15 protein-coding genes are annotated in these 26,829 nt (G+C 36.1%); 14 read left to right on the top strand and 1 reads right to left on the bottom strand.

The features are described 5' to 3' along the window. Window positions 1–129: 129 nt before the first annotated feature. Entirely contained in the window at window positions 130–2,853 is a 2,724-nt protein-coding gene (locus H599_RS18970) for a glycosyl hydrolase (protein ID WP_035140972.1), read from the top strand. 54 nt (window positions 2,854–2,907) lie between these two features. Here H599_RS18970 and H599_RS18965 read toward each other — a convergent pair whose 3' ends face one another. Next, window positions 2,908–4,491: a glycoside hydrolase family 28 protein gene (locus tag H599_RS18965; protein WP_035140970.1), complete on the bottom strand. Its 1,584-nt coding sequence runs from the start codon at window positions 4,489–4,491 to the stop codon at window positions 2,908–2,910. Between the two features lie 193 nt (window positions 4,492–4,684). On the opposite strand from H599_RS18965, the gene H599_RS0101045 reads away from it, so the two are divergent. From H599_RS0101045 to serB, 13 genes are all read left to right on the top strand, one after another. Further along, window positions 4,685–5,809 (top strand): glycoside hydrolase family 88/105 protein, encoded by a 1,125-nt coding sequence (locus tag H599_RS0101045; RefSeq protein ID WP_081810474.1) that lies wholly within the window; start codon window positions 4,685–4,687, stop codon window positions 5,807–5,809. Window positions 5,810–5,912: 103 nt separating this feature from the next. After that, a complete protein-coding gene (locus tag H599_RS0101040) occupies window positions 5,913–7,244 on the top strand; it encodes a right-handed parallel beta-helix repeat-containing protein (protein ID WP_026712418.1) in 1,332 nt (443 codons plus the stop codon). 30 nt (window positions 7,245–7,274) lie between these two features. Next, a complete protein-coding gene (locus H599_RS0101035) occupies window positions 7,275–9,077 on the top strand; it encodes a prolyl oligopeptidase family serine peptidase (protein WP_026712417.1) in 1,803 nt (600 codons plus the stop codon). Window positions 9,078–9,335: 258 nt separating this feature from the next. Beyond that, window positions 9,336–12,959 carry a polysaccharide lyase family protein gene (locus H599_RS0101030; protein WP_081810473.1) on the top strand — a complete coding sequence of 1,208 codons (3,624 nt, stop codon included), beginning with the start codon at window positions 9,336–9,338 and terminating at the stop codon, window positions 12,957–12,959. 415 nt (window positions 12,960–13,374) lie between these two features. Further along, window positions 13,375–14,400: a GntR family transcriptional regulator gene (locus tag H599_RS0101025; protein WP_394330974.1), complete on the top strand. Its 1,026-nt coding sequence runs from the start codon at window positions 13,375–13,377 to the stop codon at window positions 14,398–14,400. Between the two features lie 227 nt (window positions 14,401–14,627). Continuing rightward, complete coding sequence (locus H599_RS0101015) at window positions 14,628–15,998, top strand: rhamnogalacturonan acetylesterase (RefSeq protein WP_081810472.1); 1,371 nt, start codon at window positions 14,628–14,630, stop codon at window positions 15,996–15,998. A 21-nt stretch (window positions 15,999–16,019) separates the two neighbouring features. Beyond that, window positions 16,020–18,887, top strand: a complete 2,868-nt coding sequence (locus H599_RS0101010; RefSeq protein WP_081810471.1) for a glycoside hydrolase family 2 protein — start codon at window positions 16,020–16,022, stop codon at window positions 18,885–18,887. Window positions 18,888–18,937: 50 nt separating this feature from the next. Further along, window positions 18,938–20,476, top strand: coding sequence for a rhamnogalacturonan acetylesterase (locus H599_RS0101005; protein WP_026712412.1), 1,539 nt, complete (start codon window positions 18,938–18,940; stop codon window positions 20,474–20,476). A gap of 163 nt (window positions 20,477–20,639) precedes the next feature. Beyond that, a complete protein-coding gene (locus H599_RS0101000) occupies window positions 20,640–21,608 on the top strand; it encodes a pectinesterase family protein (protein WP_026712411.1) in 969 nt (322 codons plus the stop codon). 154 nt (window positions 21,609–21,762) lie between these two features. After that, on the top strand, window positions 21,763–23,088 hold the full coding sequence (locus H599_RS0100995) for a trigger factor (protein ID WP_026712410.1): 1,326 nt from the start codon (window positions 21,763–21,765) through the stop codon (window positions 23,086–23,088). A gap of 192 nt (window positions 23,089–23,280) precedes the next feature. Beyond that, window positions 23,281–23,952, top strand: a complete 672-nt coding sequence (gene clpP / locus H599_RS0100990) for an ATP-dependent Clp endopeptidase proteolytic subunit ClpP (protein ID WP_026712409.1) — start codon at window positions 23,281–23,283, stop codon at window positions 23,950–23,952. Between the two features lie 79 nt (window positions 23,953–24,031). Next, window positions 24,032–25,264, top strand: coding sequence for an ATP-dependent Clp protease ATP-binding subunit ClpX (gene clpX / locus H599_RS0100985; RefSeq protein WP_026712408.1), 1,233 nt, complete (start codon window positions 24,032–24,034; stop codon window positions 25,262–25,264). A 168-nt stretch (window positions 25,265–25,432) separates the two neighbouring features. Then, window positions 25,433–26,671, top strand: coding sequence for a phosphoserine phosphatase SerB (gene serB / locus H599_RS0100980; protein WP_026712407.1), 1,239 nt, complete (start codon window positions 25,433–25,435; stop codon window positions 26,669–26,671). Window positions 26,672–26,829 lie beyond the last annotated feature (158 nt).

The following is a 26,829-nucleotide window of genomic DNA, read 5'->3' as shown; positions in this document are numbered from 1 at the left end:
TGGTATTGTTGTTGTGGGCAGGACGGAGCAGGATGCAATAAAAATTAGAGTTCACTAATTTTAGGGGCTTTATTTAAAAAGAAGTATCTGTTTATTTATTTCAACTTAGCTAATTTTAATCAACAATACATGAAAATAAAATACCATTGCTTTCCGGTTTTTCTGGGAATGCTATTCTCTTTAAATGCTTCAGGGCAAAGTTCCTGGCCGGAAATTAAAAATGTCAATAAGCCCTGGGCGCGCTGGTGGTGGATGGGAAATGCCGTTGACAAACCTAATTTAAAATCCAGTTTAATCGATTTTCAAAAAGTAGGAATTGGCGGGGTGGAAATCACTCCGATTTATGGGGTAAAAGGTGAGGAGAAAAACTTTATCGATTATTTGTCTCCAAAATACATGGAGATGTTGACTTATACCGTAAAAACAGCCGACAGTTTAGGAATGCAGGTCGATATGGTACTGGGAACAGGCTGGCCTTACGGAGGGTCACAGGTCTCGGTAGAAAATGCAGCAACAAAGCTAATTGTTGAAAAATATGAAATTCAAAAAAACGAACAATTCAACAAAGAAATCAAAACCGATGCGGCAAAAGAAAAAATCCCGGGGAAATTATTGGCCGTTGTGGCTTATGGCGCCGATGGTTCTTATCAGGATTTGACGAGCCAGTTAAAAGGCGATCGCTTAGATTGGAAAGCTAAGAAAACTAATTTTACGCTGTATGCCGTTTTTGAAGGGAAAACAGGGCAACAGGTAAAACGAGCAGCACCGGGAGGAAAAGGTTATACTTTGGATCATTATTCTCAGGAAGCGCTAAATGCGTATGTGGTTCCTTTTGATAAGGCTTTGACAGGTTTAGAAGGGAAATTAAGAGCAATTTTTAATGATAGTTACGAAGTTTACGGAACCGATTTTACGCCTAAATTTTTACAGGAATTTGAAAAACGTCGCGGTTATGATTTGAAAAAATACCTGCCGCAATTGTTGAGTAAGGAAGATACTGAAATTGGCAATCGTGTAAAAAGCGATTATCGCGAAACCATTTCGGATTTATTATTAAACAAATTTGATATTCCGTGGACGCAATGGGCCAACGCTAAACAGTTTAAAACCAAGTTGCAGGCGCATGGTTCTCCGGGAAATCTGATTGATTTGTATGCCTCAGCGGATATTCCGGAATGTGAAACTTTTGGTTCGATGCCTTATGATATTCCGGGTTTCCGACGTGAAAAAGAAGATATCCGCGAAGGAGATGCCGATCCGGTAATGTTGAAATTTTCTTCTTCGGCTGCACATATTGCCGGAAAACCGTTGACTTCCTCGGAAACATTTACCTGGTTAAGAGATCATTTTAAAACGGCTTTGTCGCAATGTAAACCGGAGGTTGAGGATTTAATGCTTAACGGAATCAATCATGTGTTCTTACATGGTTCTACCTATTCACCTAAAAGAGCCGAATGGCCGGGTTGGAAATTTTATGCTTCGGTAAATTTTAATGTTAATAATTCGATTTGGGAAGATGCTCCGGGATTATTCGATTATATTGCTAATTGTCAATCGCTGTTGCAGGCAGGAAAACCGGACAATGAAACGCTGTTGTATTATCCTGTTTACGACACCTGGGGGAAAACTTTAGAAGGAAATTTGTTTTTTCAGTTTAAAATTCACTCTTTGAAAGAATGGTTGCACGGAACTCCTTTTTATGAAACGACTAAAAAACTGATGGAAAACGGTTACGGAGTCGATTTTGTATCGGATAATTTTATTGCTCAGGCAAAGGTTGAAAACGGATTAGTTGTTTTGCCGGGCGGTAGTTACAAATCATTGGTAGTGCCAAATTGTGATAAAATGCCATTGGCTACTTTAGAAAAACTGATTGCTTTGAAAAAAGATGGAGCTGCTATAATTTTTGAAGGTTTGCCAAAATCTGTTCCGGGATTGAAAGATTATGAAAATCAAAATCAAAAAATGGAAGCTTTGATTGCTTCCAATAAAACTTTGGTAAATCCAGTAAATGATTTATTTGCAGCTTTATCAGAGGCTAAGGAACAGCCGGAAACTTTGGTAAAAACCGGATTGAAATTTATCAGAAGAGATTTGAACGGAGAAAAGATTTATTATTTGGTAAATCATACTTCTAAAGTAATTGAAGGTTATATTCCTTTGGCAATTGCCAATAAAGAAGTGCTGATTTTAGATCCGTTGACTCGAAATGTGGGTAATGCGATGGTTCAAAAAAATGGACAGACTACTTTGGTAAAACTTCGTATAGAATCCGGAAAATCATTGTTGTTGAAAACTGAAAATACCGCTTCAGAAAAACCTTGGCAATATTATGATAGTTTGGCAGAGCCAATCGCTTTAAAAGGAGACTGGCAAATTGCTTTTGAAAAAGGCGGGCCAAAATTACCTGCTCCGGCTAAAGTAAATTCTTTAGAATCCTGGACTAAAATTAGTGCAGATGCTGAAGCTTTTTCAGGAACAGCAGCTTATACCTTGCAATTTGATGCTCCAAAAATCGCTGCCGATAACTGGCAGTTGAATTTAGGTGATGTGAGAGAAAGTGCTAAAATTTGGTTGAATGGAAAATACATTGGAGCGACTTGGTCAGTTCCTTTTCAAATCAATTTGGGACAACTAAAGAAAGAGAAAAACGAATTGAAAATTGAAGTGACGAATCTTTCGGCTAACCGCGTTCGTGATTTAGAAATGAAAGGAAAAGAATGGAAAATTTTCTATGAAATCAATATGGTGGATAAGGATTATAATAAATTTGATGCGACAAAATGGGCGCCAATGCCGTCTGGTTTGTTAGGACCAGTGACTATCACTCCTTTGAAAAATCAAATGAAATAATGGTCGTTTAATTTGATAAAAAAATCCCGGGAATTTTGGACTCCCGGGATTTTTTTATTGTTTTTGGGCAAACCATTTGGTGTTTTTGATGTTCTTTCCGGAACGAACGATAATCGAATCGGAGAGCGAACCTTTGATGTCTAATTGTACCGGATTTTTGGTTTGGAAATCAATTTGGTCAAACAATACATTTTTTGAATCTAATAAAAACAAGGTCGAATCTTTGGAAGTAATTGTACTATTTCTGAAAACAGCGTTGCGAAGATCATGTGCATTAAATAATTCGCCACAATTGACGGTTGCATTTTCAATAGTTAAATGATTAACCGGCGATTCCGGAATTCCGAAAACTTTGATGAAATTGCTGCAATTTTCGATGATAATATCTTTAATGGTAATTTTTTCAAATTTAGGAGTCAAAGGAGTGATGGCTCTGGCAGGCAAACGGTCGGCTAAATCGCCAACACTTCCCGAGGAACCGAGCATATCCCATTTGATGGCTGTTTGATCTAAATTCATTCGGATGCGTTCGTAAGTCAGGTTTTCGCCTCCGCCACCACGGTTTCTGCGGGTTTTAAAGCGGATTCCCACCCCCGAATCAATAAATACACAGTCGTGAACATAAAGGTTGCGAATCATTCCGGCAGTTTCGCTTCCGCAGGTAATTCCGCCGTGGCCTTTGAGAGCCAGGCAATAGCGTACCACTACATTTTCGGTTGCTTTGTTCACTCTGATTCCATCTTCTGCGCGGCCCGCTTTCATCGTAAAACAATCGTCACCGGTACTTAAGTTGCAATATTCAATCAATACATTTTTGCTGGAATCAATATCAATTCCGTCGCCACGAGGCGTTCCAACCGAGTTTACTGTTACCCCGCGAATAATCACATTGTCGCAATAAATGGGAACAATGTTCCAAAAAGCAGTATTGGACAAAGACACGCCTTCGATATAGACTTTTTTACAGTTGACAGGCGAAATAAACATGGGAGGAAAAATCCAGTCTTGTTTACTTCCGTCCACAATGCGTTCGGCTACGGGAGTTTTGGCATCAATCACATTCTCAATCACATCTTTAGTTAAAATGTTATTTCGGATAGAACCCTTTTGCGGACCCACAAGTTTTCCGTTTCCGGTTATGGCAATATTAGTTGCGCCATTGGCATAAATGCAAGCACCCAGCGACATCACTTCGATGCCTTCAATTCGGGTGAAAACTACCGGAAGAAAATCTTTGATTTCACCGCTAAAAACTAATTGGGCATTATCTTCTAAATGCAGATTAATATTGTCTTTGAGTTGAATTCTGCCGGTTTTCCAAATTCCGTTGGGTATAATAATCGTTCCGCCTCCTTTAGTGCTGAGTTCATCGATGGCTTTTTGAATACGATTTGTGTTTAATGCTGTTGCCGTTAAATCTAAAATGACTTTGGCATCAGGAAAAACCGGTTTTGTAAAACGGATGGTAGCAAAAGGCGCTTTTACCGGTGCAATTTCATCAGTTAAGTTTTTAACACCCACTTGTTCCTGAGTAGGGATTTGGCTTTTTTTAGTTGCGTTGCTGAGTTTTTTGTTGGAATTACAGGCTAATAAAAGGATACTTATGCTAGCCAGTAAGGTTGATGTTTTTAATTTCATATAAAAGTATTGACTTAAAGAATGCTTTAAATTCTTTGTTAGGGAGTATTTTTCTAAACAAAATTAAATATTAATTTTAATTTAGCAGGATGCTACAGGATAGAAAGTATTGTAATTCATCCTAATTTTACCCGATTGCTTTTGAAATTCAAAACCAATTTAAAAGAAATAGTAATCCCAAAAAGTTTATATAATGAAGAAACTGTGTTTAATTTTTATCTCATTTTTAGCTGTTCATTCGGTTTCGAAAGCGCAAAATCCTTTCAATAAAAAAGAAGTTTTGGCTCAGATGGAATTGGCTAATAAATATTTTATGGATAAATGGCCGGATACCGGAAAAACAATTGTGACCAACAGGGAACGTCCGAGTAATATTTGGACACGCGGCGTGTATTATGAAGGATTAATGGCTTTGCATGAAATTTTGCCAAAACAGGTCTATTATGATTATGCGTATTCCTGGTCAGAGTTTCACGGTTGGGGATTTAGAAACGGAAATGCCAACAGAAATGCCGATGATTATTGTGCAGCGCAAACGTATATTGATTTGTACAATATCGAGCCGGATGCTAAAAAGTTAAAAAATACCAGACAATGTATTAATATGTTGTTGAATACGCCTCAATTAGACGATTGGTCATGGATTGATGCGATTCAAATGGGAATGCCGGTATTTGCCAAATTGGGAGTTTTGGACAAGGATAATCGTTATTTTGAGAAAATGTACGAGATGTATATGTACTCCAGAAATCAACATGGAGACCACGGATTGTTTAATCCTAAAGATGGTTTATGGTGGCGTGATGCCGATTTTGATCCGCCGTATAAAGAACCAAACGGAGAAGATTGTTACTGGAGTCGCGGAAATGGTTGGGTAATTGCTGCTTTGGCAAAAGTATTGACGATTATCCCTGAAAATGCACCTCACAGAGCACAATATGTAAGCGATTTGAAAGCGATGGCTAAGGCATTGGTGCCTATCCAGCGTCCCGATGGTTTTTGGAATGTGAGTTTGCATGATCCAACGAATTTTGGAGGAAAAGAAGCTTCAGGAACGGCTTTGTTCGTTTATGGAATTACTTACGGAATTAACAGCGGAATTTTAGATAAGAAAACCTATTTACCGGTAGTGGAAAAAGCCTGGAAAGCGTTGACTACTGAAAGTTTGCAAAAAAATGGTTTCTTAGGATTTTTACAATCAACAGGAAAAGAACCTAAGGATGGACAACCTTTGTCAGTTGATAAAATTCCTGATTTTGAAGATTATGGATTGGGTTGTTTTTTGTTAGCCGGATCTGAAATTTACAAGATGAAATAAAAAGTATTTTTTGAATTGAAAATAGAAAAAAAAGGGAAGTTGGAGAAGCTTCCCTTTTTAGTGAATGACTATTTCTAATAGAAACCAAAAAAATAAAACATTTATGCGACACAGTATTTTAGTTGTTCTGATTTTTTTGAACAGTATTTTTTCTTTTGCAAAGGAATTTTATGTGGCTCCTTCGGGAAAAGACAGCAATGATGGAAGTTTTGATTATCCGGTAGAAACCATTCAAAAGGCTCAGGAATTAGCTAATTCGGGTGATACCGTTTTTATTAGAGGGGGTAAATATGTGATGCGTGAAGACCAAATTTCCCAACAAAAGCGCATTTGGGCTTATGTGACTTTGTTAGGTAAAGATGGAATTTCGTATTTGGCTTATAAAAATGAAAAGCCACTTTTTGATTATACCAATGTGAAGCCTCAAGGAAAAAGGGTGATTGCTTTTTTGGTAAGTGCTAATCGTATTCATCTAAAAGGATTGGAAATTACCGGAGTTCAGGTTACAATCAAAACGCATACCCAATCGGAATGTTTTGAGGTACAAGGTAGCAACAATACTTTGGAACAATTAGATATGCATGATAATATGGCTATTGGAGTTTATATGTTGAGCGGATCCAATAATTTGATTTTAAATTGTGATGCTCATGATAATTGGGACTCTGTTTCTGAAGGTGGAAAAGGAGGAAATACCGATGGTTTTGGTTGTCATTTGCAAAAAGGAAGTGTCAATAATGTTTTTAGAGGATGCAGAGCTTGGTTTAATAGCGATGACGGTTTTGACTTAATTAGTAATGCCGAGCCGGTTTTGATAGAAAATTGCTGGGCGTTTTATAATGGTTATTCCAAAGGATTTGTAGGTCGAGCTGATGGTAATGGTTTTAAAGCCGGCGGTTATGGAAAAGGAAAAAGACCTTATCAGGATATTGTTGAAAATTATACTCCGATACCAAGAAATACAATCCGTTTTTGTTTGGCAGTAAGAAACAAGCAAAGTGGTTTTTATGCGAATCATCATTTAGAAGGAAATTTTTGGTACAATAATACGGCTTACAAAAATAGACGCAACTATAATATGGTGAATTGTCTGGCGTTGAACCCAACAGATTTTGGCACCGATGGGCCGGGTTGGAATCACAAATTAATTAATAATTTGGGGTTCAATGCTCTTTCAGAGGAGTTGACGGATATTGATACTTCACGTTGCGTATTGAAAAATAATTCTTTTAATTTGAATTTTAAGGTTAATGTTTCCGACTTTGAGAGTATTGATGAAGATTTTTTAATTTCTCCGCGTCAGGCTGATGGTAGTTTGCCAGAAACCAAATTTTTAAAATTAAAACCAACTAGTAAGCTAATCGATGCCGGAATTGATATAGGATTTCCGTTTCTGGGAAAAGCGCCTGATTTAGGATGTTTTGAAAGAAAATAAAAAGATAATAATGAATAAATTAAGAAAAAAATGACTAGAAAGAACAAAAGACTATTTTTTGGAATTGCTTTTTTGATGGCTTTGTCCTTTAATTGCTTTTCACAGGAAAATGCAGGATTTGCCTTATGGGATAAAATTCCCGGAGCGGTAAAAAATGAAACATACAAGGAAGAACCCCGTTTGGATTCAAATGGAAATCGGACTGGAATTAGAAAAGTTACAGAACCTACTTTGATGCCTTTTTTGGTTCAAAATAATGGAATCAATAATCCGGCTGTTATTGTTTGTCCTGGTGGAGGTTATTCGGTTTTGTCCATTGACAAAGAAGGAATCAAAGTAGCAGAATGGTTCAATTCTATTGGGGTTTCGGCTTTTGTATTGAAATACCGTTTGCCTTCGGATGAAATTATGAAAGATAAAATCATAGGTCCGTTGCAGGATGCTCAGGAAGCTATCAGAACCTTGCGTAGAAATGCCGATAAATGGCATATTGACCCTTCAAAAATTGGAATCATGGGGTTCTCTGCCGGGGGACATCTGGCATCAACTGCCTCTACTCATTATTTAGATAAAGTGTATGACCACAAAGGAGATATAAGTGCACGACCTGATTTTTCGATGTTGATTTATCCGGTAATTTCTATGGAAAAAGGAATTACACATAATGGTTCCAAAGAAAGTCTTTTGGGAAAAACCGCTTCTGATGAATTGATTTCCAAATATTCGAATGAAAAGCAAATTAACGAAAATACACCACCTACTTTTTTAGTGCATGCTACCGATGATGGAGCAGTTCCGGTAGAAAATAGTATCAATTATTATTTGGCTTTGAAAAAAAATAAAGTGGCTGCCGAGATGCATTTGTATCAGAATGGCGGACATGGTTTTGGTCTTGGAACCAAAGGAACTAATATTGATTGGCCTGCTGCATTAGAACATTGGTTGGTTGCTAATAAGATTATTACTGAAAAATCGGTTTATTTATTTTCTTATTTCAAAGGAAATGGTGAAGATGGTTTGCATTTGGCCTATAGCGAGGATGGTTATAAATGGCAATCTTTGAAAAACGACAGTTCGTTTTTAACCCCTGAAGTTGGAAAAGATAAATTGATGCGTGATCCATGCATTATTAAAGGTGGCGATGGATTGTATCACATGGTTTGGACCGTAAGTTGGACAGACAAAGGAATTGGTTATGCTTCTTCCAAAGATTTGATCCATTGGTCCAAACAGAAATTCATTCCGGTGATGGCACATGAAAATGAGACACGAAATACCTGGGCGCCTGAAATCACTTATGACGAGGTGAACAAAGAATACATGATTTATTGGGCAAGTACAATTCCGGGAAGATTTCCTGAAACCCAAACTACAGAAGACAGCGGCTACAATCATCGAATTTATTACACGACAACCAAAGATTTTAAAAGCTTTTCGCCTACCAAATTGTTGTATGAATCAGGTTTTAATGTGATAGACGCTACTATTTTGAAAGATACCAAAGGTTATATCATGTTTTTGAAAGACGAAACGAAATTGCCGGTTCAAAAGAATTTAAAGGTAGCTTATAGCGAAATTTTAACCGGACCTTATACAAAAGCGAGTACGCCAATAACCGGAAATTATTGGGCAGAAGGTCCAACGGCTATCAAAATTGATGGCAAATGGACGGTGTATTTTGATAAATACCGCGATCATAAATATGGAGCCATTCAACAAAGTGGAACTGGATGGGAAGATATTTCTAATAAGATGACTTTTCCTCCCGGAATTCGTCACGGAAGTGTTTTTGAAGTGCCAAAATCGGTGCTTTTACAGCTTATGAAAGAATAGTTTGGAGCTATATTTGCTAAATTGATATAGTTTGTATCTTGCTTGGCCTCAGTAAAATCAATGGTTTTGCTGAGGCCTTTTTTTTATTTTGAAGTTTTGCAGGTTACTGCAGGATAGAGGAGTTGGTTTTTTGTTATTAATTGCAATAAGATTTACAAGTGTTGTTTATACATTAAATATATTGACTTAAAATACAATGTGTTAAAATCGATAAATGGTATAAGTAAAATCGAAATAACTAACCAAAAACCATAAATAATGAAGAACAACTTTACTTTTGTAAAAATGAGATTTGCTTTTTTCGCTGTCTCATTTTTTTTAGTTACCTATTTCTCGAATGCTCAAACTTACAATTGGGTCGGAGGTGTCAGTAGCGATTTTTACAACGTGAACAACTGGAACAATCCTGCTATTAATTTTACTAATTTAGCTTATGCTAATTTAACTATTGGGGCAGGAAATCCATACAATCCGATAAATGTGGGACATTCGGGAAATGATGTTATAGCAAAACGTCCGGGAATTTTTACCACAAATGTTGGTGCGAATATTATTGTAACAGGTACACTTTACCCGAATAATGAAACGAATTTAAATGGAACTGTTGCAATTAATGGTTCAGCCTATTTAAATAGTAGAAAATACACTTATTTAGGTAAAGCAGCTACAGGAATTTTGAATATGAATTCCGGAACTTTTAATAGTAATTATACACTTTATATTGGTAATGGTACAGGAGGTAGTGGTACAGCAAATGTTTCAGGGGGAACTCTTTATGCCAATACTTATCTGGAAGTAGGTACCGGGACAGCAAATCCAACAGGGAATTTGAATATTACCGGAGGAACAGTAGATGTTAAGACTGCCATAAATATTGGAACGAATGGTCATATTTTTATCAGTGGAATTGGACAACTGATCGTAACAGGGGACAAAAAATCAGTACTTGAAAATTATATTCTTAATGGAAAGATTAGCTGTCCTAACGGGCAATCATTAGCAGTGGTTTATAACGGAACCCGAACTACTGTAAATATATCCCAGGATCCAAATAGAATGATTCAGGAATTTACCAACTATATTATTTTGAAAAATGGCAAAATTGAGACTAAAATTCAAAAAGGAACCAGTAATATTCAATCTTTAAAAATTAACGGAGTAGAAACATTATTACAAACTAATACGGCTAATCCAACACGTGTAGGGACTTACTACGATTTAACCACTTCAGCCGGATTTGAAACGGTGGGTGGTGCTGCTTTTTCAATCAAAGAAGAAACGACGGATTATATTGATGTTGCTTTTAGTCGGCCATATGTTTCGGGAGTCAATGCTACTCCGGTGGATGTCGAGATTCATTATGTGCTTAAAAAAGACGATGTAGGTTTATATACCTATTCGATTTTAAGACATAAAGCTGAATATCCTAGTTTTGATTTGGGTTCCTGGAGACAGGTGATGTGGATTAATAATGCAGTTACCGACAAAATTTGTGTGACGGATTTAAAAACCTGGAATATGCCTCAGCCGGGAGATAGCTGGGAAGCAACCGGTATAGCTGAAATTATTAAAATTACCTCAGGCGTTCGGGCCGGAAAGTATGATGGAAAATATGAGTTTTCGGAAAATTTAATTGATTTAAAAGCCTATGGTCATTCTTCTGATAAAAATAATTTAGGAATTTGGGCGGTGACGGCGAATCATGAATATTTTAACGGAGGACCAATGCACCATGATTTGAATGCGGCAGCGGGAATTATCCATGTCTGTATGAATGGGGTACATTATAATGATAAAGGTTTTGTGATTCCTCAAGGTGAAGAATGGTCAAAAATATACGGTCCTTATTTAATATATGCCAATCAAAAATCCACAGCAGTGGCTAATTGGGATGATGCTAAAGCCAGGGCAGCAAAAGATGAAACCGAATGGCCTTTTGCCTGGTTAACTAATACTCCGGAATATCCATTGGCTGCCGGACGAGGTAATATTACAGGGAATTTTTCGATTTCTGATCCGTTGAAATCGGAAGTAAACGGAGGTAATGCGTGGATTGGAGTGACTCAGTTGAGTGCTGATTCGGGAGGGAACTGGCAATTTGAAGAAAAAAATTATCAATATTGGGTAAAAACCGATGCTTCAGGAAATTTTAATATCAAGAATGTACGTCCGGGAACCTATACGCTATTTGCTTATAAAGATGGAACAACGGGAGAATACCGTCAGGAAACGGTGGTTATAACTGCAGCGAGTACTACCAATTTAGGTAATGTAAACTGGACAATTCCTCGTGCAAACGGCAAAATCGTTTTTGAAGTGGGTGTGCCAAACAGAACTGCTGCCGAATATAAGTTTGGTGATTTTGATTATTGTGAAGGTTTTGTACAGGATAAATTTGCCAGTACATTTACTAATCCAATCGAATATAATGTGGAAGACAGAAACTGGAGTACGGTACTTCCTTATGTACAATCGGGTTATTTTAAAGCCGATGGAACAACTGAAAGATGGGATTGGAACATTAATTTTACTTTAACAGGGACTGTTCCGGCAACCGGAAATGCAAAATTAACTATTGCTTACGCAAGTTCAGATCATGCGCAAAACTGGATTTATGTTAATGGAAGCCGTATAACTCCAAGTCTTAATTATCCGCCCAATGGAGGAGGAAATGCTTTCTTGAGACAATCGAATCATGCTAAATATGGATTAGCCACTTTTGATGTTCCTTACAGTAAATTAAAAGCAGGGAAAAATACCATTACGTTAATTATGCCTTCTACTTCTTATTGGGGGAATCATGTGATGTATGATTATATCAGTTTAGAAGGGGATTTGTCTTCTACTTTTAATGTAATAGATACCGATAAAGATGGAGTGTCTGATGATTTGGATTTATGTCCGAATACGCCAACAGGAGAAACTGTTAATGCTTCTGGTTGTTCAGATAGTCAGATAGACGATGATAATGATGGTTATTCCAAAATCAATGATTGTAATGATAATGATGATGCTGTTCACGAGCCAATTTTGTATTATGTTGATGCTGATCATGATGGATTTGGATCAACAGAAATAGTAATGTTGTGTTCATCAGTAGCGCCGGAAGGATATACAACAAATAATGCGGATTGTGACGATAATAAATTATTATATGCAGATAATGATGGCGATGGTCTTGGCGCAGGTCCAACTGTAGCCTGCGGTGTAGAAAACAATGATGATTGTGATGATACTAATACTATTCAGCTGACAGCTTCAATTCCTGATGTGTATGCTGTTAACAATACACAGCAGAAAAACACCATTTATGTAGGTTATGGAGCTGGTTTTTTAAATATAAAAGCGACGCCAGCAGGCGGAACAGCACCTTATTCATATGCATGGAGTACTAATCAAAGGGATCAGGCCATAACAGTATCCCAAGCAGGAAGTTATACTGTAATAATAACAGATGCTAAGGGCTGTCAAACTTCAGCTTCTATTGATGTTAGTGCAATAGATGTACAATGTGGAAACTCAGGAGATAAAGTTATGGTTTGCCATAATGGTCAGGAAACTTGTATCAGTTCAAGTGCAGTTCAGGCTCATTTGAATCATGGTGACAAATTAGGAAGCTGCAATAATAATCCAGCTAATAGTATCACTGAAAATGTTGCGGTTTTCCCTAATCCGGTTGCTACGCTTCTAACTGTTAAAGTGGATAAGGTTTATGATGGAGCAGAACTTGCACTCTATGATGTTTTATCAAGAAAAGTGAAATCAGAACCTTTAATGGATACAATGCAATTGATATCGGTGAGTAATTTATACCGAGGAATCTATTTTTTACATGTTAGAAATGGACAATATTACACAATCAAAGCTATCATTAAAGAATAGCGAATTCTTTTAAAATCAAAGTACAATACCCTCAAAAAGTTTAACACTATTGAGGGTATTTTTATGGAAAGAAAAGTCAAGTACAATTATGAAATTAAAAGAAAATATTTTTTGAAATAATCCTTTAATTATTTTAAAACCAGATTGATGAGTTTTTACTAAATCAGTCTGGTTTTTGCATTTATGATATGTTTTTTGGTGAAAATTAATGAGTTTTGTTTTATTTTTTCTTTTTTGGTCTTTTATTATAAAAATATTTATACTTTTGGTAATCGATTACATTATTTTTATTAGAGAATATTGTTTACTTTTATGGAGTAGCAGAAGGATTTAAAGGAAGCGGAGCAATTAAATTTACAGTGAGATGGAAAAGTTTTTGACTAAAGAAATGGTTGATGAAGGGGTTTCATTTACAATGAGTTTGAGTGAAAATTCCAGGATTCCAAAATACAAACAAATAGTAGATTCTATAATTGAGAGTATCGCTACAGGCAAATTGCAAATAGATCAAAAACTACCGTCTATTAACATGCTCAGCGAAGAGTTTTATCTTTCGAGAGATACTGTTGAAAAAGCCTATAACATTTTAAAGAAGCGAAAAATAATTACGCCTATCAGAGGAAAAGGTTATTATGTTACGCGAACCAAATTGATTTCTAAAGTCAATGTACTTTTTTTAGTAAATAAGTTGAGTTCTTATAAAATGAGAATTTATAATTCCTTTATCAATACTATTGGAGGAAATTCTCAAACAGATTTACATATTTATCATTGCGACCAAACACTTTTTTTAAATCTGATTGATAAGTATTTAGGGGCTTATGATTATTATGTAATTATGCCTCATTTTAAGACGGATAATTTAACTCATTTTAGTTCAGGAGAAGGCGTTTTACAGGCTATCAATAAGATTCCAAAAGATAAATTGGTAATCTTGGATAATAATAAAGGGATTGAAGATTCTGAAATTGAAGTTTGTCAGGATTATGAAAATGATATTTACGGTGCTTTAAAGCAGGGTATTGAAAAAATTTCAAGATATAATAAACTGATATTAATTTATCCTGAAAGTTCGGTTTATCCTTATCCAAGAAGAATTTTGAACGGTTTCAAGCGTTTTTGCGTGGATTCAGGGATGGAATATGAGGTTCTCAGAGAGGTTTATGATGATATCGTTTTGAAAAAAGGCGATTTGTTTATCACGATAGAAGAATCGGATTTGGTGAGTTTAGTGAAACAGATCCGTGATAAGGATTTTGAATTAGGAAGGGAAATTGGGGTGATTTCGTATAATGATACACCGTTGAAAGAATTACTTGGAATTACCGTAATCTCCACCGATTTTAAAATGATGGGAGTAACTGCCGCTAATATGATTTTGAATAAAGCATCCGGAAAGATTAAAAATCCATTCAATTTTATTGATAGAAATTCGATTTAGTTTTTTTTAGAAAAAAATAGAAAAACCTTGTAAATCATTTTATTTACAAGGTTTTTTTAATTTTTAAAAAGGATGCTTTGAAAGATGTTGCTAAGTTTTTTTTTGAAAAATTTAAAATATTTTTTTGGGAAAGTGGAGAGTTTTTTGCTGACTTACCTAACAGTACAGGATACTAAATTTCGATTAAAATCATAGTTTAGTCCGCATTTTTAATTTTAAAACTCATTATGACTACAAAAAACAAGTATCTGCTGTTTTTGAACTTTTTAATAGTTTTTTCTTTTACTGCGAAGTTATTTGCTTCGGGGCATGAATCGGTGATTTATGAAGGGAGTACAACTGATTCTAAAACGGTGATTTCCGAAAAAAAGAAAACTTTTTTCTTTGGTACTAAAACCAAAAAGAAGAAAAAAGGAGTTTGCGTTACGCAGGCTTTGGTATTTGATTCTAAAACAACTTATGGTTTCGATTTTGATACAGAAAGTAATGTGAAAGTGAATTCGAATTCTTTTGTAGTTAATAAACCTACTTATTTTTCGGTGCAATTAGCCGAAGGAAATTATCAGGTTTCGGTAACTCTTGGTAGTAAAGAAAAAAATACAAACACCACTATTAAAGCCGAATCCCGAAGACTGCTTGTCAATCAGCTTTTGCTAAAAAAGGGAGAAACACTTACCCAAACCTTTACTGTTAATGTCCGCACGCCTAAGATAGACGCTGATTCGGAAATCAAATTAAAAGACCGTGATTTAGGTCAGCTCAATTGGGATGATAAATTGACTTTGGAATTTTTAGGTTCTACAGCTATTCAGAGTATTGAAATCACTCCAATTGATGTTAAAACAATTTATTTGGCGGGAGATTCAACAGTTACCGATCAGGATTTAGAGCCTTGGGCTTCCTGGGGGCAGTTTATAACTAATTATTTTGATGAAAATGTAGCCGTAGCCAATTATGCGGTTTCGGGAGGGACATTGCGTTCGTTCAAAGCGGCTTTACGATTGAAAAAAGTCTTATCTGTAATTAAACCCGGGGATTATTTAATTGTCGAATATGCTCATAATGATGAAAAAGAAAAAGGAGAGGGGATAGGACCCTGGGAATCGTATTCGGCTTCATTGCGCGAATTTGTGCAGGCTGCCAGAGACAAAGGTGCTTTCCCAATTTTAATCACACCAGTGCAAAGACGGGCTTTTAACGAAGACGGAACGTTGAAATCTACCCATGGCGATTATCCTGATGCGATGCGAAAAGTAGCCCAGGAAATGAATGTTCCTCTAGTTGATCTTACCCAATTAACAACAACATTATATGAAAGTTGGGGTGACGAACTTTCGCGAAAAGCTTTTGTTCAATATCCGGCAAATACTTTTCCGGGACAGAAAGAAAAGTTGGAAGATAATACTCATTTTAATTCTTTTGGAGCCAATGAAATTGCGCTTTGTGTATTGAAAGGACTTCGTGATCTAAATAGTCCATTAGTACAATTCATTAAAAAAGATACGCCTCTGTATAATCCGAATCATCCAAATGCTTTTGCCAACTGGATCTTGCCAATGAGCAATCGTTTTGAAATTGTAAAACCGGACGGAAATTAATTCTTAAATAATCAAAAAATTATGTTTTTTAAAAAATCAATACCTGCGGCTCTTGCCTTGTGTTTCCCTTTTTTGTGCGGAATAAATGGAATGGCGCAGGAAACTAAAAAAGTTCTTCTCTCCGGAAAAGATTTTGAACATCCCGTACAATGGGATTTTATGTGTACCGGAGGTGCTAACAGTAAGCAATGGTCCAAAATCAATGTGCCTTCCAACTGGGAATTACAAGGTTTTGGCGAATATACTTATGGTCGCTGGTACAAGGAGTTAAATCAAAAAGAACCAAGTAAAGAAGAGGGGTTTTATAAGCACGAATTTAAGATAGATGCTGCCGATAAAGGCAAAACGATTTATATTGTCTTTGGTGCCGCCATGACAGATACCGAAGTTAAAATCAACGGAAAATCAGCCGGGCCAATTCATCAGGGTGGTTTTTACGAATTCAAATACGACATTTCATCTTTGTTGAATTATGGTGGTACGAATGTTTTGGAAGCGCATGTTTCGAAACATTCAGCCAATAATTCAGTAAATGCTGCCGAAAGAAAGGCTGACTGGTGGCTTTTTGGCGGAATTTATCGTCCGGTTTGGTTGGAAATTGTACCATCAGAAAATATATCTCATATTGCGGTTGATGCCAAAATGGATGGAACCTTGAATGCGGTTCTGGATTTACAGAATATTTCACAAAAAGGCACTATCGTTGCTTCGATTACTGCTGATGGAAGCGATAAAGTTCTTGGGAGACATTCTTTTGATGTCAATGCCAAAGAACAGAAAAAGAATATCAGTACTCAGTTTTCAAATATTAAACCCTGGAGTCCGGAGTCGCCTAATTTGTATCATTTAAAATTAGAATTGGTGCAAAATGGAAAAACTATTCATAGTGTAACTGAACGCATAGGTTTCAGAACTTTGGAGTTTATCAAAAAGGACGGAATTTATGTCAATGGCAAAAAGATTATCATGAAAGGAATTAACCGTCATGAAATCTGGCCGGAATCCGGAAGAAGTACCAGCAAGCGTTTGAGTATCATGGATGTGAATCTGGTGAAAGATATGAATATGAATGCAGTTCGTGGGCATTATCCGGCAGATAGTCATTTTTTACAGGTTTGTGATTCCTTGGGGATTTTTGTGTTGGACGAATTAGCCGGCTGGCAAAATTCCTATGATACAGAGACAGGAACTAAATTGGTAAAAGAAATGGTGACACGCGATGTGAATCATCCGTCGGTTATTATTTGGGATAACGGAAACGAAGGTGGTTGGAATTACAAAGTGGATGGGATTTTTAGAGACTTAGATCCACAAAAACGGATTGTAATCCATCCATGGTCTGATTTTGACGGTTGGGATGCACATCATTATCCGGCCTATCAAACCGGAATTCACCGCTTTGTAAATGGTGAAAATGTATTTTTCCCTACGGAATTTATGCACGCGACTTATGACAACGGAGGAGGTGCCGGATTGGAAGATTTTTGGAATCATTTTAAAGAAAGTCCTTTGTTTGCCGGAGGTTTTATCTGGGTTTTTTGTGATGAAGCCGTAAAAAGAGTCGATTGGACGGGAAAAGAGCAATTTGATTCCAAAGGTTCTTTGGCAGCTGATGGAGTTTTAGGACCTCACCGTGAAAAAGAAGGGAGTTTCTTTGCGATTAAGGAAATTTGGGCGCCAATTCAGTTTGCACCTTTAAGTATTACTTCAAAATTTGATGGAGCATTTTTAATTAGTAATAGCTATATTTATACTAATTTGAATAGTTGTACGATGGAATACAAAGTGGTCAAAGGGGATAAAAATGCTTTTTATGGAAACAATTCAATTTCAGTTCTGGATAAAGGAAAAATGGAAATACCAAGTATTGAACCGGGTGAAACTTCAAAAATTAAAATTCCTGTAAATGCCAATTTTTTTGAAGGGGATTGGGTTGAAATTACCGCTCATGATCCTTATGGTAGAGAAATTTATACCTGGTCCTGGCCAATTCACAAAGGAGATTATTTCGCGGAGAAATTTTTGTTGAAAAAAGAAACCAAAGCGAAAGTTTCAATAAAAGACGAAGTAGCTTCTGTTGTATTAATTAGTAAAGATGTACAGCTTTCATTAGATAAAAAGACAGGAAAAATTATTTCGGTTTCGAATAAAAACGGAATTGTGCCTTTGACAAATGGACCTACTCCAATTGGTATGAAAGCCGAGGTTAAGGATGTGCAATCAGCTATAGAAAATGGGGTTGCTGTTTGTACGGTGAATTATGTGGGAGGTATCAAAAAAATCAAATGGACACTCACAGCCGATGGTCGTTTGAAAATGGAAATGCTGGCACTTAAGGACGCCGGAGCTAATAATGGTTTTGACGGAGCATTTTTTCAGGATAAAGTAGATGCTTTTGGTATTACTTTTGATTTTCCTGAAGAAGGAGTGGAAAGTATCAAATGGCTGGGTAATGGTCCTTATCACGTTTGGAAAAACAGAATTAAAGGAACCACAACCGGAATTTGGGAAAAAGAATACAATCAGACGATTCCGGGAGAAAGTTTTGAAAATATGATTTTACCAGAATTTAAAGGCTATCATGCTAATATGTATGCGGCTTCATTAAAAGCAAAAGGTAATAATAGTTTCAAAATGTTTTCAACTTCCGAAAAAGTATTCTTAAGATTGTTTACACCAGATTTGCCTAAAAATGCTTTTGAAGGGGCGTATCCACAACCTAGATTCCCGGAAGGAAATATCTCGTTTATGTATGAAATTCCCGCTATGCGTTCGTTTAAACCAATCGAACATCATGGGCCACACAGTCAGCCGGCAAGTATCCGAATTAAGAGTGGCGATGAGGGAATTCAAATGAATATTTGGTTTGATTTCAGAGTTGAAAAATAACATAATGCAATAGCAATTTAAAAATTCAATAAATAAAAAGTAGAACTAAAATGAGAATAACCAAATTCATGTTTCTGGCTTTTATAGCACTGTTTTTAGTGCAATGGCAGGCAGAAGCACAACAAAAAATTACAATTTATACCGTAGGAGATTCAACTGTTAAAAACGGTCGTGGCGATGGTACAGGAGGTCTTTGGGGTTGGGGCGATTATATCGGTCAGTTTTTAGATACAACTAAGGTGCGAATTGAAAATCATGCCTTGGGAGGTACCAGTTCAAGAACCTATCAAAACTTAGGTTTGTGGGATGCCGTGTATAAAAAATTGAAAAAAGGCGATTATGTATTAATTCAATGGGGGCATAATGATGATGGTCCTTTGAATGATACCATCAGAGCAAGAGGAACTATCAAAGGAATTTCGGATAAGACAGAAGAAATTGATAATATGATTACTAAAAAGCATGAGGTAGTGCATACGTATGGTTGGTATATTCGTAAAGTAGTAAAAGAAGCCAAAGAAAAAGGGGCGATTCCTGTGGTGATGTCGCCTATTCCAAGAAATACTTGGAAAGACGGAAAACTACCTAGGAACAACACTTCTTATGGATTATGGGCGAAACAAATTGCCGACCAGGAAAAAGTAACTTTCATCGATTTGAACGACAGAATGGCTAAAAAACTGGAGCAAATAGGAGAGGCTAAGGTAACCGGTAATTATTTTTATCAAAAAGACCATACACACCCTTCTGCGAAAGGAGCTGTTTTGGCTGCTTCCTGTATTATTGATGGTTTAAAAGTTTCGACTAATCCTTTGAAAAATTATATCGTAGAAAATCCGGTGATTAAATTGCCTAGAAAAATTAATGTTTTCTTAATTGGCGATTCGACTATGGCGAATAATAACAATGAAAATGCAGTAGGTTGGGGAACTATGGTGCCTCGCTATTTTGATACAACCCGTGTGGAAATTATCAATAAAGCCCGAGGAGGAAGAAGTAGCAGAACTTTTGATTACGAAGGACTTTGGGATAAAACTAAAAGTGAAATTCAACCGGGAGACTTTGTTATTATTCAATTTGGACACAATGATGCCGGAAAAATTGACAGCGAAAAATTCAGAGGTTCTATTAATGGTATTGGTGAGGAAACACAACAAGTAAATCGTGCCGACAGTATTATGGAAACGGTGCATACTTTTGGATGGTACATGAAAAAATACATTCGCGAAGCCAGAGAAAAAGGAGCTACTCCTATTGTGATGAGCTTAACGCCAAGAAATGAATGGCCTAATGGAAAAGTAGAGCAAAGAAAAGAAACTTATGTGGAATGGGCTCAGGAAGTGGCTGCTGAGGAAAAAGCAGATTATATTGATTTGAGTGATAAAGTGGCTCAAAAATATGAGGCTTTAGGGCAGGAAAAAGTAAAAGAATTTTTCCCGAAAGATCACACCCATACCGGTAGAGCGGGAGCTAATGCGGTGGCCGAAACTGCGGCTGAAGAGTTAAGAAATCTTAAAGGAAGTAAAATTCGGGATTTGGTTTTAAGTAAAAAGGAAATTGAAGCTTTGCCAGCGCTTGAGTTGAAATAAATATCATTTTGTATAAAAAGAGTCGGGATGTTACAATGTAATGTTTCGACTTTTTTTATAATAATTAAGTCTTTATGCGGATTGTAATCGATTACTAAAAACCGGTTTTTTTCTGTATTTTTGAGGATTATTAGTGTTTAATCTAAAATTTTAGAATCGGGTTATGAAGAAAATTTTAATGATATTGTGTTTGGTGTTTTTGAATTCAATTTATGCTCAAAACCAATTAAAAATAACTGTCGCTCAGGATGGAAACGGAGATTTTAAAACCATTGGTGAGGCCATTGAAGCGGCAAATACGGATACTGAAGCTGTTTTAATTTTTATTAAAAACGGAATTTATAAAGAGAAATTAGTGATTCCGTCTTCAAAAAAAGGATTGCAATTGAAAGGAGAAAATAAAGAAAAAACGATTATTACTAATGATGATTATTCCGGAAAACCCAATCCGAATTCGAAACGAAATTTTGGAACTTCTGATTCCTATACTCTTTTAGTTCGCGCCGATGATGTTAAAATTTCGAATATAACTATCCAAAATTCCTCCTGCAATCAAGGGCAGGCCGTTTCTTTATGTGCCAAAGGAAATCGTTTTGTAATTCAAAATGCTAAGATTTTAGGTTGTCAGGATACTTTGTTGACCGATGGAGACGGTTATTATCAATATTATGAAAATTGTTATATCGAAGGAACGACCGATTTTATTTTTGGTTCGGCGGTGGCTGTTTTTGAAAATTGTGTGATTAATTCTACGAAAGATTCGTATATCACAGCGGCTTCTACTCCTGAAAATCTGGAGTTTGGTTATGTGTTTATGAATTGCAAATTGACGGCGGATGCTGCTGTGACGAAAGTTTTCTTAGGACGTCCGTGGCGACCTTATGCGAAAACGGTTTTTATGAATTGTAATTTAGGAAAGCATATTTTGCCGGAAGGCTGGAATCCCTGGAAAGACGAGCGTTTTCCGGATAAAACGAAAACTGCTTTTTATGCCGAATATAACAACAAAGGAAAAGGGGCGAAAGTCAATAAAAGAGTTTCTTGGTCGCATCAATTAACTAAAGCAGCAGCGGCAAAATATACTTTGAAAAATATTTTTTCGAAGGATGATTTTTGGAAAGAAATTCAGTAAACCAGAATGTTTTTAAAACCATTTTGTAAGTTGATTTTTCCGTAAATAACACTCTTGTTTTCAATACCGAAGGTTCCGTATTAAAAAGCTTGGTGAACTTGTAAAAATTTTATAATTTTGCCGTCCAATTTTATTACGTAAATTAAAGAAGAAGATGGATATTAAAAGAGTAGCGATAGATGCTGTAAATGAAACAATTGTAATGACAGTTGTTCACATGGATTACAAAGGTCAGGTAGCCAAAAGACTTAACGAAAAAATGCCATTGGCACAAGTAAAAGGTTTTAGAAAAGGACAAGTGCCAAAAGACCTTGTTGAAAAACAATACGGAAAAGGGATTAAGAAAGAAGAAGTTAAGAAAGTAGTTGACTTAGCTTTAGAGCGTTATATCCAATCAGAAAGACTGAACCTTTTAGGTACTCCACTTCTTAAAGAAAACGAAAATTTAGACTGGGATGCTGAAGAATTAGTATTCGAATATGAAATTGGTTTAGTGCCAAACTTCGAATTAGATTTAGATGCTAAAAACGATATCGTGAAATATGTAGTTACTGCTGACGATAAATTAATCGACGGACAGGTAGAGCGTATTCAAAAACAATTTGGAACTGCAATCCCTCAGGAAACTGTAGTTGAAGGTGCTGATTTAAAAGGTATTTTTACTAACGAAGCAGAAGGAATTGGTAATACAACTACTATTTCTTTGTCTGTTTTTAAAGATAAAGCTACTGCTGATAAATTCATCGGTAAAAAAGTAGGTGATGTGGTTACTGTAAACACTCAAGGTTTATTTGAAGACGATCACCAATTAATGGATTTCTTAAAAGTAAGTCATGATGTGGTTCATACTTTAGCTGTTGATGTTGATTTTACAATCGAAGCGATTACTGTTTCTGAACCAGCTGAATTAAACCAGGAATTATTCGATAAATTATTCGGAGAAGGAAAAGTTGCTTCTTTAGAAGAATTGAAAGGAAAAATTAAAGAAGATGCTGAGTCTCAATTTGCGCAACAAGCTGACCAAAAATTATTAGGGGATGTAACGGAGTTCTTAATCGAAAACACAAAATTCGATTTACCGGCTGAATTCTTGAAAAAATGGTTGCAAACTGTAGGTGAGAAAAAATTAACTGCTGAAGAGGCTGAGGTTGAATACGCTCGTTCTGAAAAAGGATTGCGTTTCCAATTAATCGAAGGAAAAGCTTTGGCTCAAAACGATATCAAAATCACTTTTGAAGATTTAAAAGCTTTCACAGCTAAAAATATCAGAATTCAAATGGCGCAATTTGGTCAGACAAATCCAACTGACGAAGAAGTAGATGGAATTGTTGCCAGAGTTTTATCTAACCAGGATGAAGTGAAAAGACTTTCTGATCAGGTAGTTGCTGAGAAATTATTGGAATTGTTTAAAGAAAAAGCAAATCCAACGACTAAAGAAGTGACTTACGAAGAATTTATTGCTGCTTCTTACGGAGAATAAATAATTTCTGGAATAGCGGTTGGCATTAGCCAAAAGTTAAAAAAATAGTTATATTTGAGCGTCAGAAGTTTCTTTTGGCGCTCTTTGTTTTAAATGCTTTTTGGGTTTTATAAGACAGAATGGCATTGTTTTCAAAGAGGTATAACCTTTGATGAATACAAAAAACAACTATAACTCATAATTAATAAAAATATGAACTACGGTAAGGAATTTAAAAAATTTGCTACTAAGCACCAGGGAGTAAACGCGATGTATTACGATAAAATCGTAAATGCTATGACGCCAACAAATATGACTCCGTATATCATTGAAGAACGTCAGTTGAATATTTCGCAATTGGATGTTTTCTCAAGATTGATGATGGACAGAATTATCTTCTTGGGAACAGGAATTGACGATCAGATTGCAAATATTGTTCAGGCACAATTATTATTCTTAGAAAGTGCTGATGCTTCTAAGGATATCCAAATTTATTTGAATTCGCCAGGAGGTAGCGTGTATGCAGGATTAGGAATTTATGATACCATGCAATACATCAAGCCAGATGTGGCAACTATCTGTACAGGTATGGCAGCTTCAATGGGAGCGGTTTTATTATGTGCAGGAGCTGCTGGAAAACGTTCGGCTTTACCGCATTCAAGAGTAATGATTCACCAACCATCAGGAGGAGCACAGGGGGTGGCTTCGGATATGGAAATCAACTTACGTGAAATGTTGAAACTGAAAGATGAGTTATATAGAATTATTTCGCATCATTCAGGACAAGAATTTGATAAAGTATATGCTGATAGTGAGCGTGATTACTGGATGATTGCTGAAGAAGCAAAACAGTACGGAATGATTGATGAAGTTTTAATAAGATAATTTAGATGGAAGTTAGAAGATGGAAGTTGGGAGTACTCCTAACTTCCATCTTCTAACTTCCATCTTCTAACTATAAAAAATGGCAAAAGAAGTATTAGAGTGTTCGTTTTGTGGAAGGAAAAAGCCGGAAACCAATTTGTTGATTGCCGGAATTAATGCGCATATTTGCGACAGATGTATCGAACAGGCTCACGGAATTGTTCTGGAAGAATTGAAATCGAGCGGGAGTTCGAAATTAATTGGTGATTTGATTTTGCAAAAACCAAAAGAAATCAGAGCTTTCTTAGATGAATATGTAATCGGGCAAGACCAGACTAAAAAAGTAATGTCGGTGGCGGTGTACAATCACTACAAACGTTTGATGCAACAACAATTGGAAGATGAAGTGGAGATTGAAAAAAGTAACATCATCATGGTGGGACAAACCGGAACCGGAAAAACATTAGTAGCCAAAACGATTGCAAAAATGTTAGATGTTCCTTTGGCTATTGTGGATGCAACGGTTTTAACTGAAGCAGGTTATGTAGGAGAAGATGTCGAAACCATTTTGACACGTCTTTTACAGGCAGCTGATTATGATGTGGCAAAAGCCGAACGCGGAATCGTATTTATTGACGAAATAGATAAAATTGCCCGTAAGAGCGATAATCCATCTATAACTCGTGACGTTTCGGGTGAAGGAGTGCAACAGGCTTTATTGAAATTATTAGAAGGAACGGTGGTGAACGTACCACCAAAAGGAGGACGTAAGCATCCGGATCAAAAATTTGTAGAGGTAAATACCCAAAACATTCTGTTTATTGCCGGAGGAGCTTTTGATGGAATCGAAAGAATTATTTCGAAACGATTGAATCGTCAGGCAGTGGGTTATTCAACTTCTAAAAATGAAGATAATATAGACAAAGAAAATTTGTTGCAATATATTATTCCGAAAGACATCAAAGATTTTGGTTTAATTCCTGAAATTATTGGTCGTTTACCAGTGTTGACGCACATGGATCCTTTGGACAGAGAAACTTTAAAATCTATCTTAACTGAGCCTAAAAACGCTTTGATTAAGCAATATGAGAAATTGTTTTTGATGGATGAGGTTGAATTTAGTATTTCAAATGATGCTTTGGACTTTATTGTTGATAAAGCATTGGAATATAAATTAGGAGCCCGTGGATTGCGTTCACTTTGTGAAGCTATCTTAACCGATGCGATGTATGAATTGCCAAGTACGGATGAAACAACTTTGGAAATTGACTTAGATTATGCTAAAGAAGCTTTGAACAAAAACTTATTAAAAAGATTGGAGATTGCTTCTTAAATTTTAGGACAATTAAAATAATTGAGCCCGACAGTTTTTAAAAAGCTGTCGGGTTTTTTAGTTTATAATTTTCGGATAATTAACTCTTTGTAAAAAAGACAGAATCTACTTTTTTATAAAAAATATATTGTCGATTTTTGTCGCTTCTAAAATCAATATAGATTAAAAATGGCAATTGAGGATAAAGAGATTATTTTATTAAAAGTTTCTGGTCAGGATAAACCAGGGGTAACCGCTGGTTTGACATCGGTTTTGGCGACGTACAATGCCGTTATTTTAGACATTGGTCAGGCCGATATTCACGATACACTTTCGTTGGGAATTTTGTTCGAAATTGAGGCTGGTTCTTCATCGGCTCCGGTTTTGAAAGATTTACTGTTTAAAGCTTATGAATTAGGAATTAAAGTGAAATTTATTCCAATTACCATTGATGATTATGAAAAATGGGTAAAAGCACAATCTAAACAGCGTTATATCATTAATATTTTAGGAGAGACGTTGGCTGCGGGACAATTGGCTGCGGTGACTAAAATCATGTCGGATCAAAACCTGAATATTGATTCCATCAAAAGATTAACGGGAAGAACTTCGATTGTAGAAACAGAAATTTATCCTCGTTCCTGTGTGCAGTTGTCGGTTTCCGGAGATATTGTGGATAAAACGGCAATGACAGCCAGTTTTATGGAAATTTCCAGAACTTTAGATGTGGATATTTCATTCCAGGAAGATAATATTTACCGAAGAAACCGTCGTTTGGTGTGTTTCGATATGGATTCTACTTTGATTCAAACGGAAGTAATTGACGAATTGGCCGAATTAGCGGGAGTAGGAGAACAGGTTAGAGCTATTACCGAATCGGCGATGAATGGTGAGATTGATTTTAGCGAAAGCTTTAAAAAACGCATGGCATTGCTGGAAGGTTTGAGCGAAGAAGTTTTGCATAACGTAGCAATCAATTTGCCAATTACCAAGGGAGCACACCGTTTGATGAAAGCCTTGAAATACTACGGTTATAAAACGGCTATTTTGTCCGGAGGATTTACGTATTTCGGACATTATTTGCAAAAAGAATTAGGAATTGATTATGTGCATGCTAATGAATTGGAAATCAAAGACGGCAAACTAACCGGGAATTATGTGGGTGAAATTGTAGATGGTAAAAAGAAAGCCGAATATTTAAAAGCGATTGCTGAAAAAGAAGGTATTCATATCAATCAAACGATTGCGGTGGGTGATGGTGCCAACGATTTGCCAATGATTAATTTAGCCGGATTAGGAATCGCTTTTCACGCTAAACCTACGGTAAAAGAAAGTGCTGCAACTTCTATTTCGAGTTTAGGATTAGACGGAGTGTTGTACTTATTAGGTTATCACGATCGTCATATTGACATGATGGACGAAATATAAGGAGACAAAAAAATAACATTTAGGAAACCTTAGTTCTGATTTTGAACTAAGGTTTTTTTATGGAATAAAGAAAAAAATAATGCGGACTTAAAATCGGGTTTTAAATAAGTTGTACTTTTATAGGTGTGAACAAAAAAAGAATTATGAATTAAAAAGCA

Origin of the sequence: Flavobacterium daejeonense DSM 17708, assembly GCF_000425425.1 — a bacterium.
In the GTDB taxonomy this organism is placed as follows: domain Bacteria; phylum Bacteroidota; class Bacteroidia; order Flavobacteriales; family Flavobacteriaceae; genus Flavobacterium; species Flavobacterium daejeonense.
The sequence above is the reverse complement of the archived record's forward strand: the minus strand, read 5'-3'. Positions and strand labels throughout refer to the sequence as shown.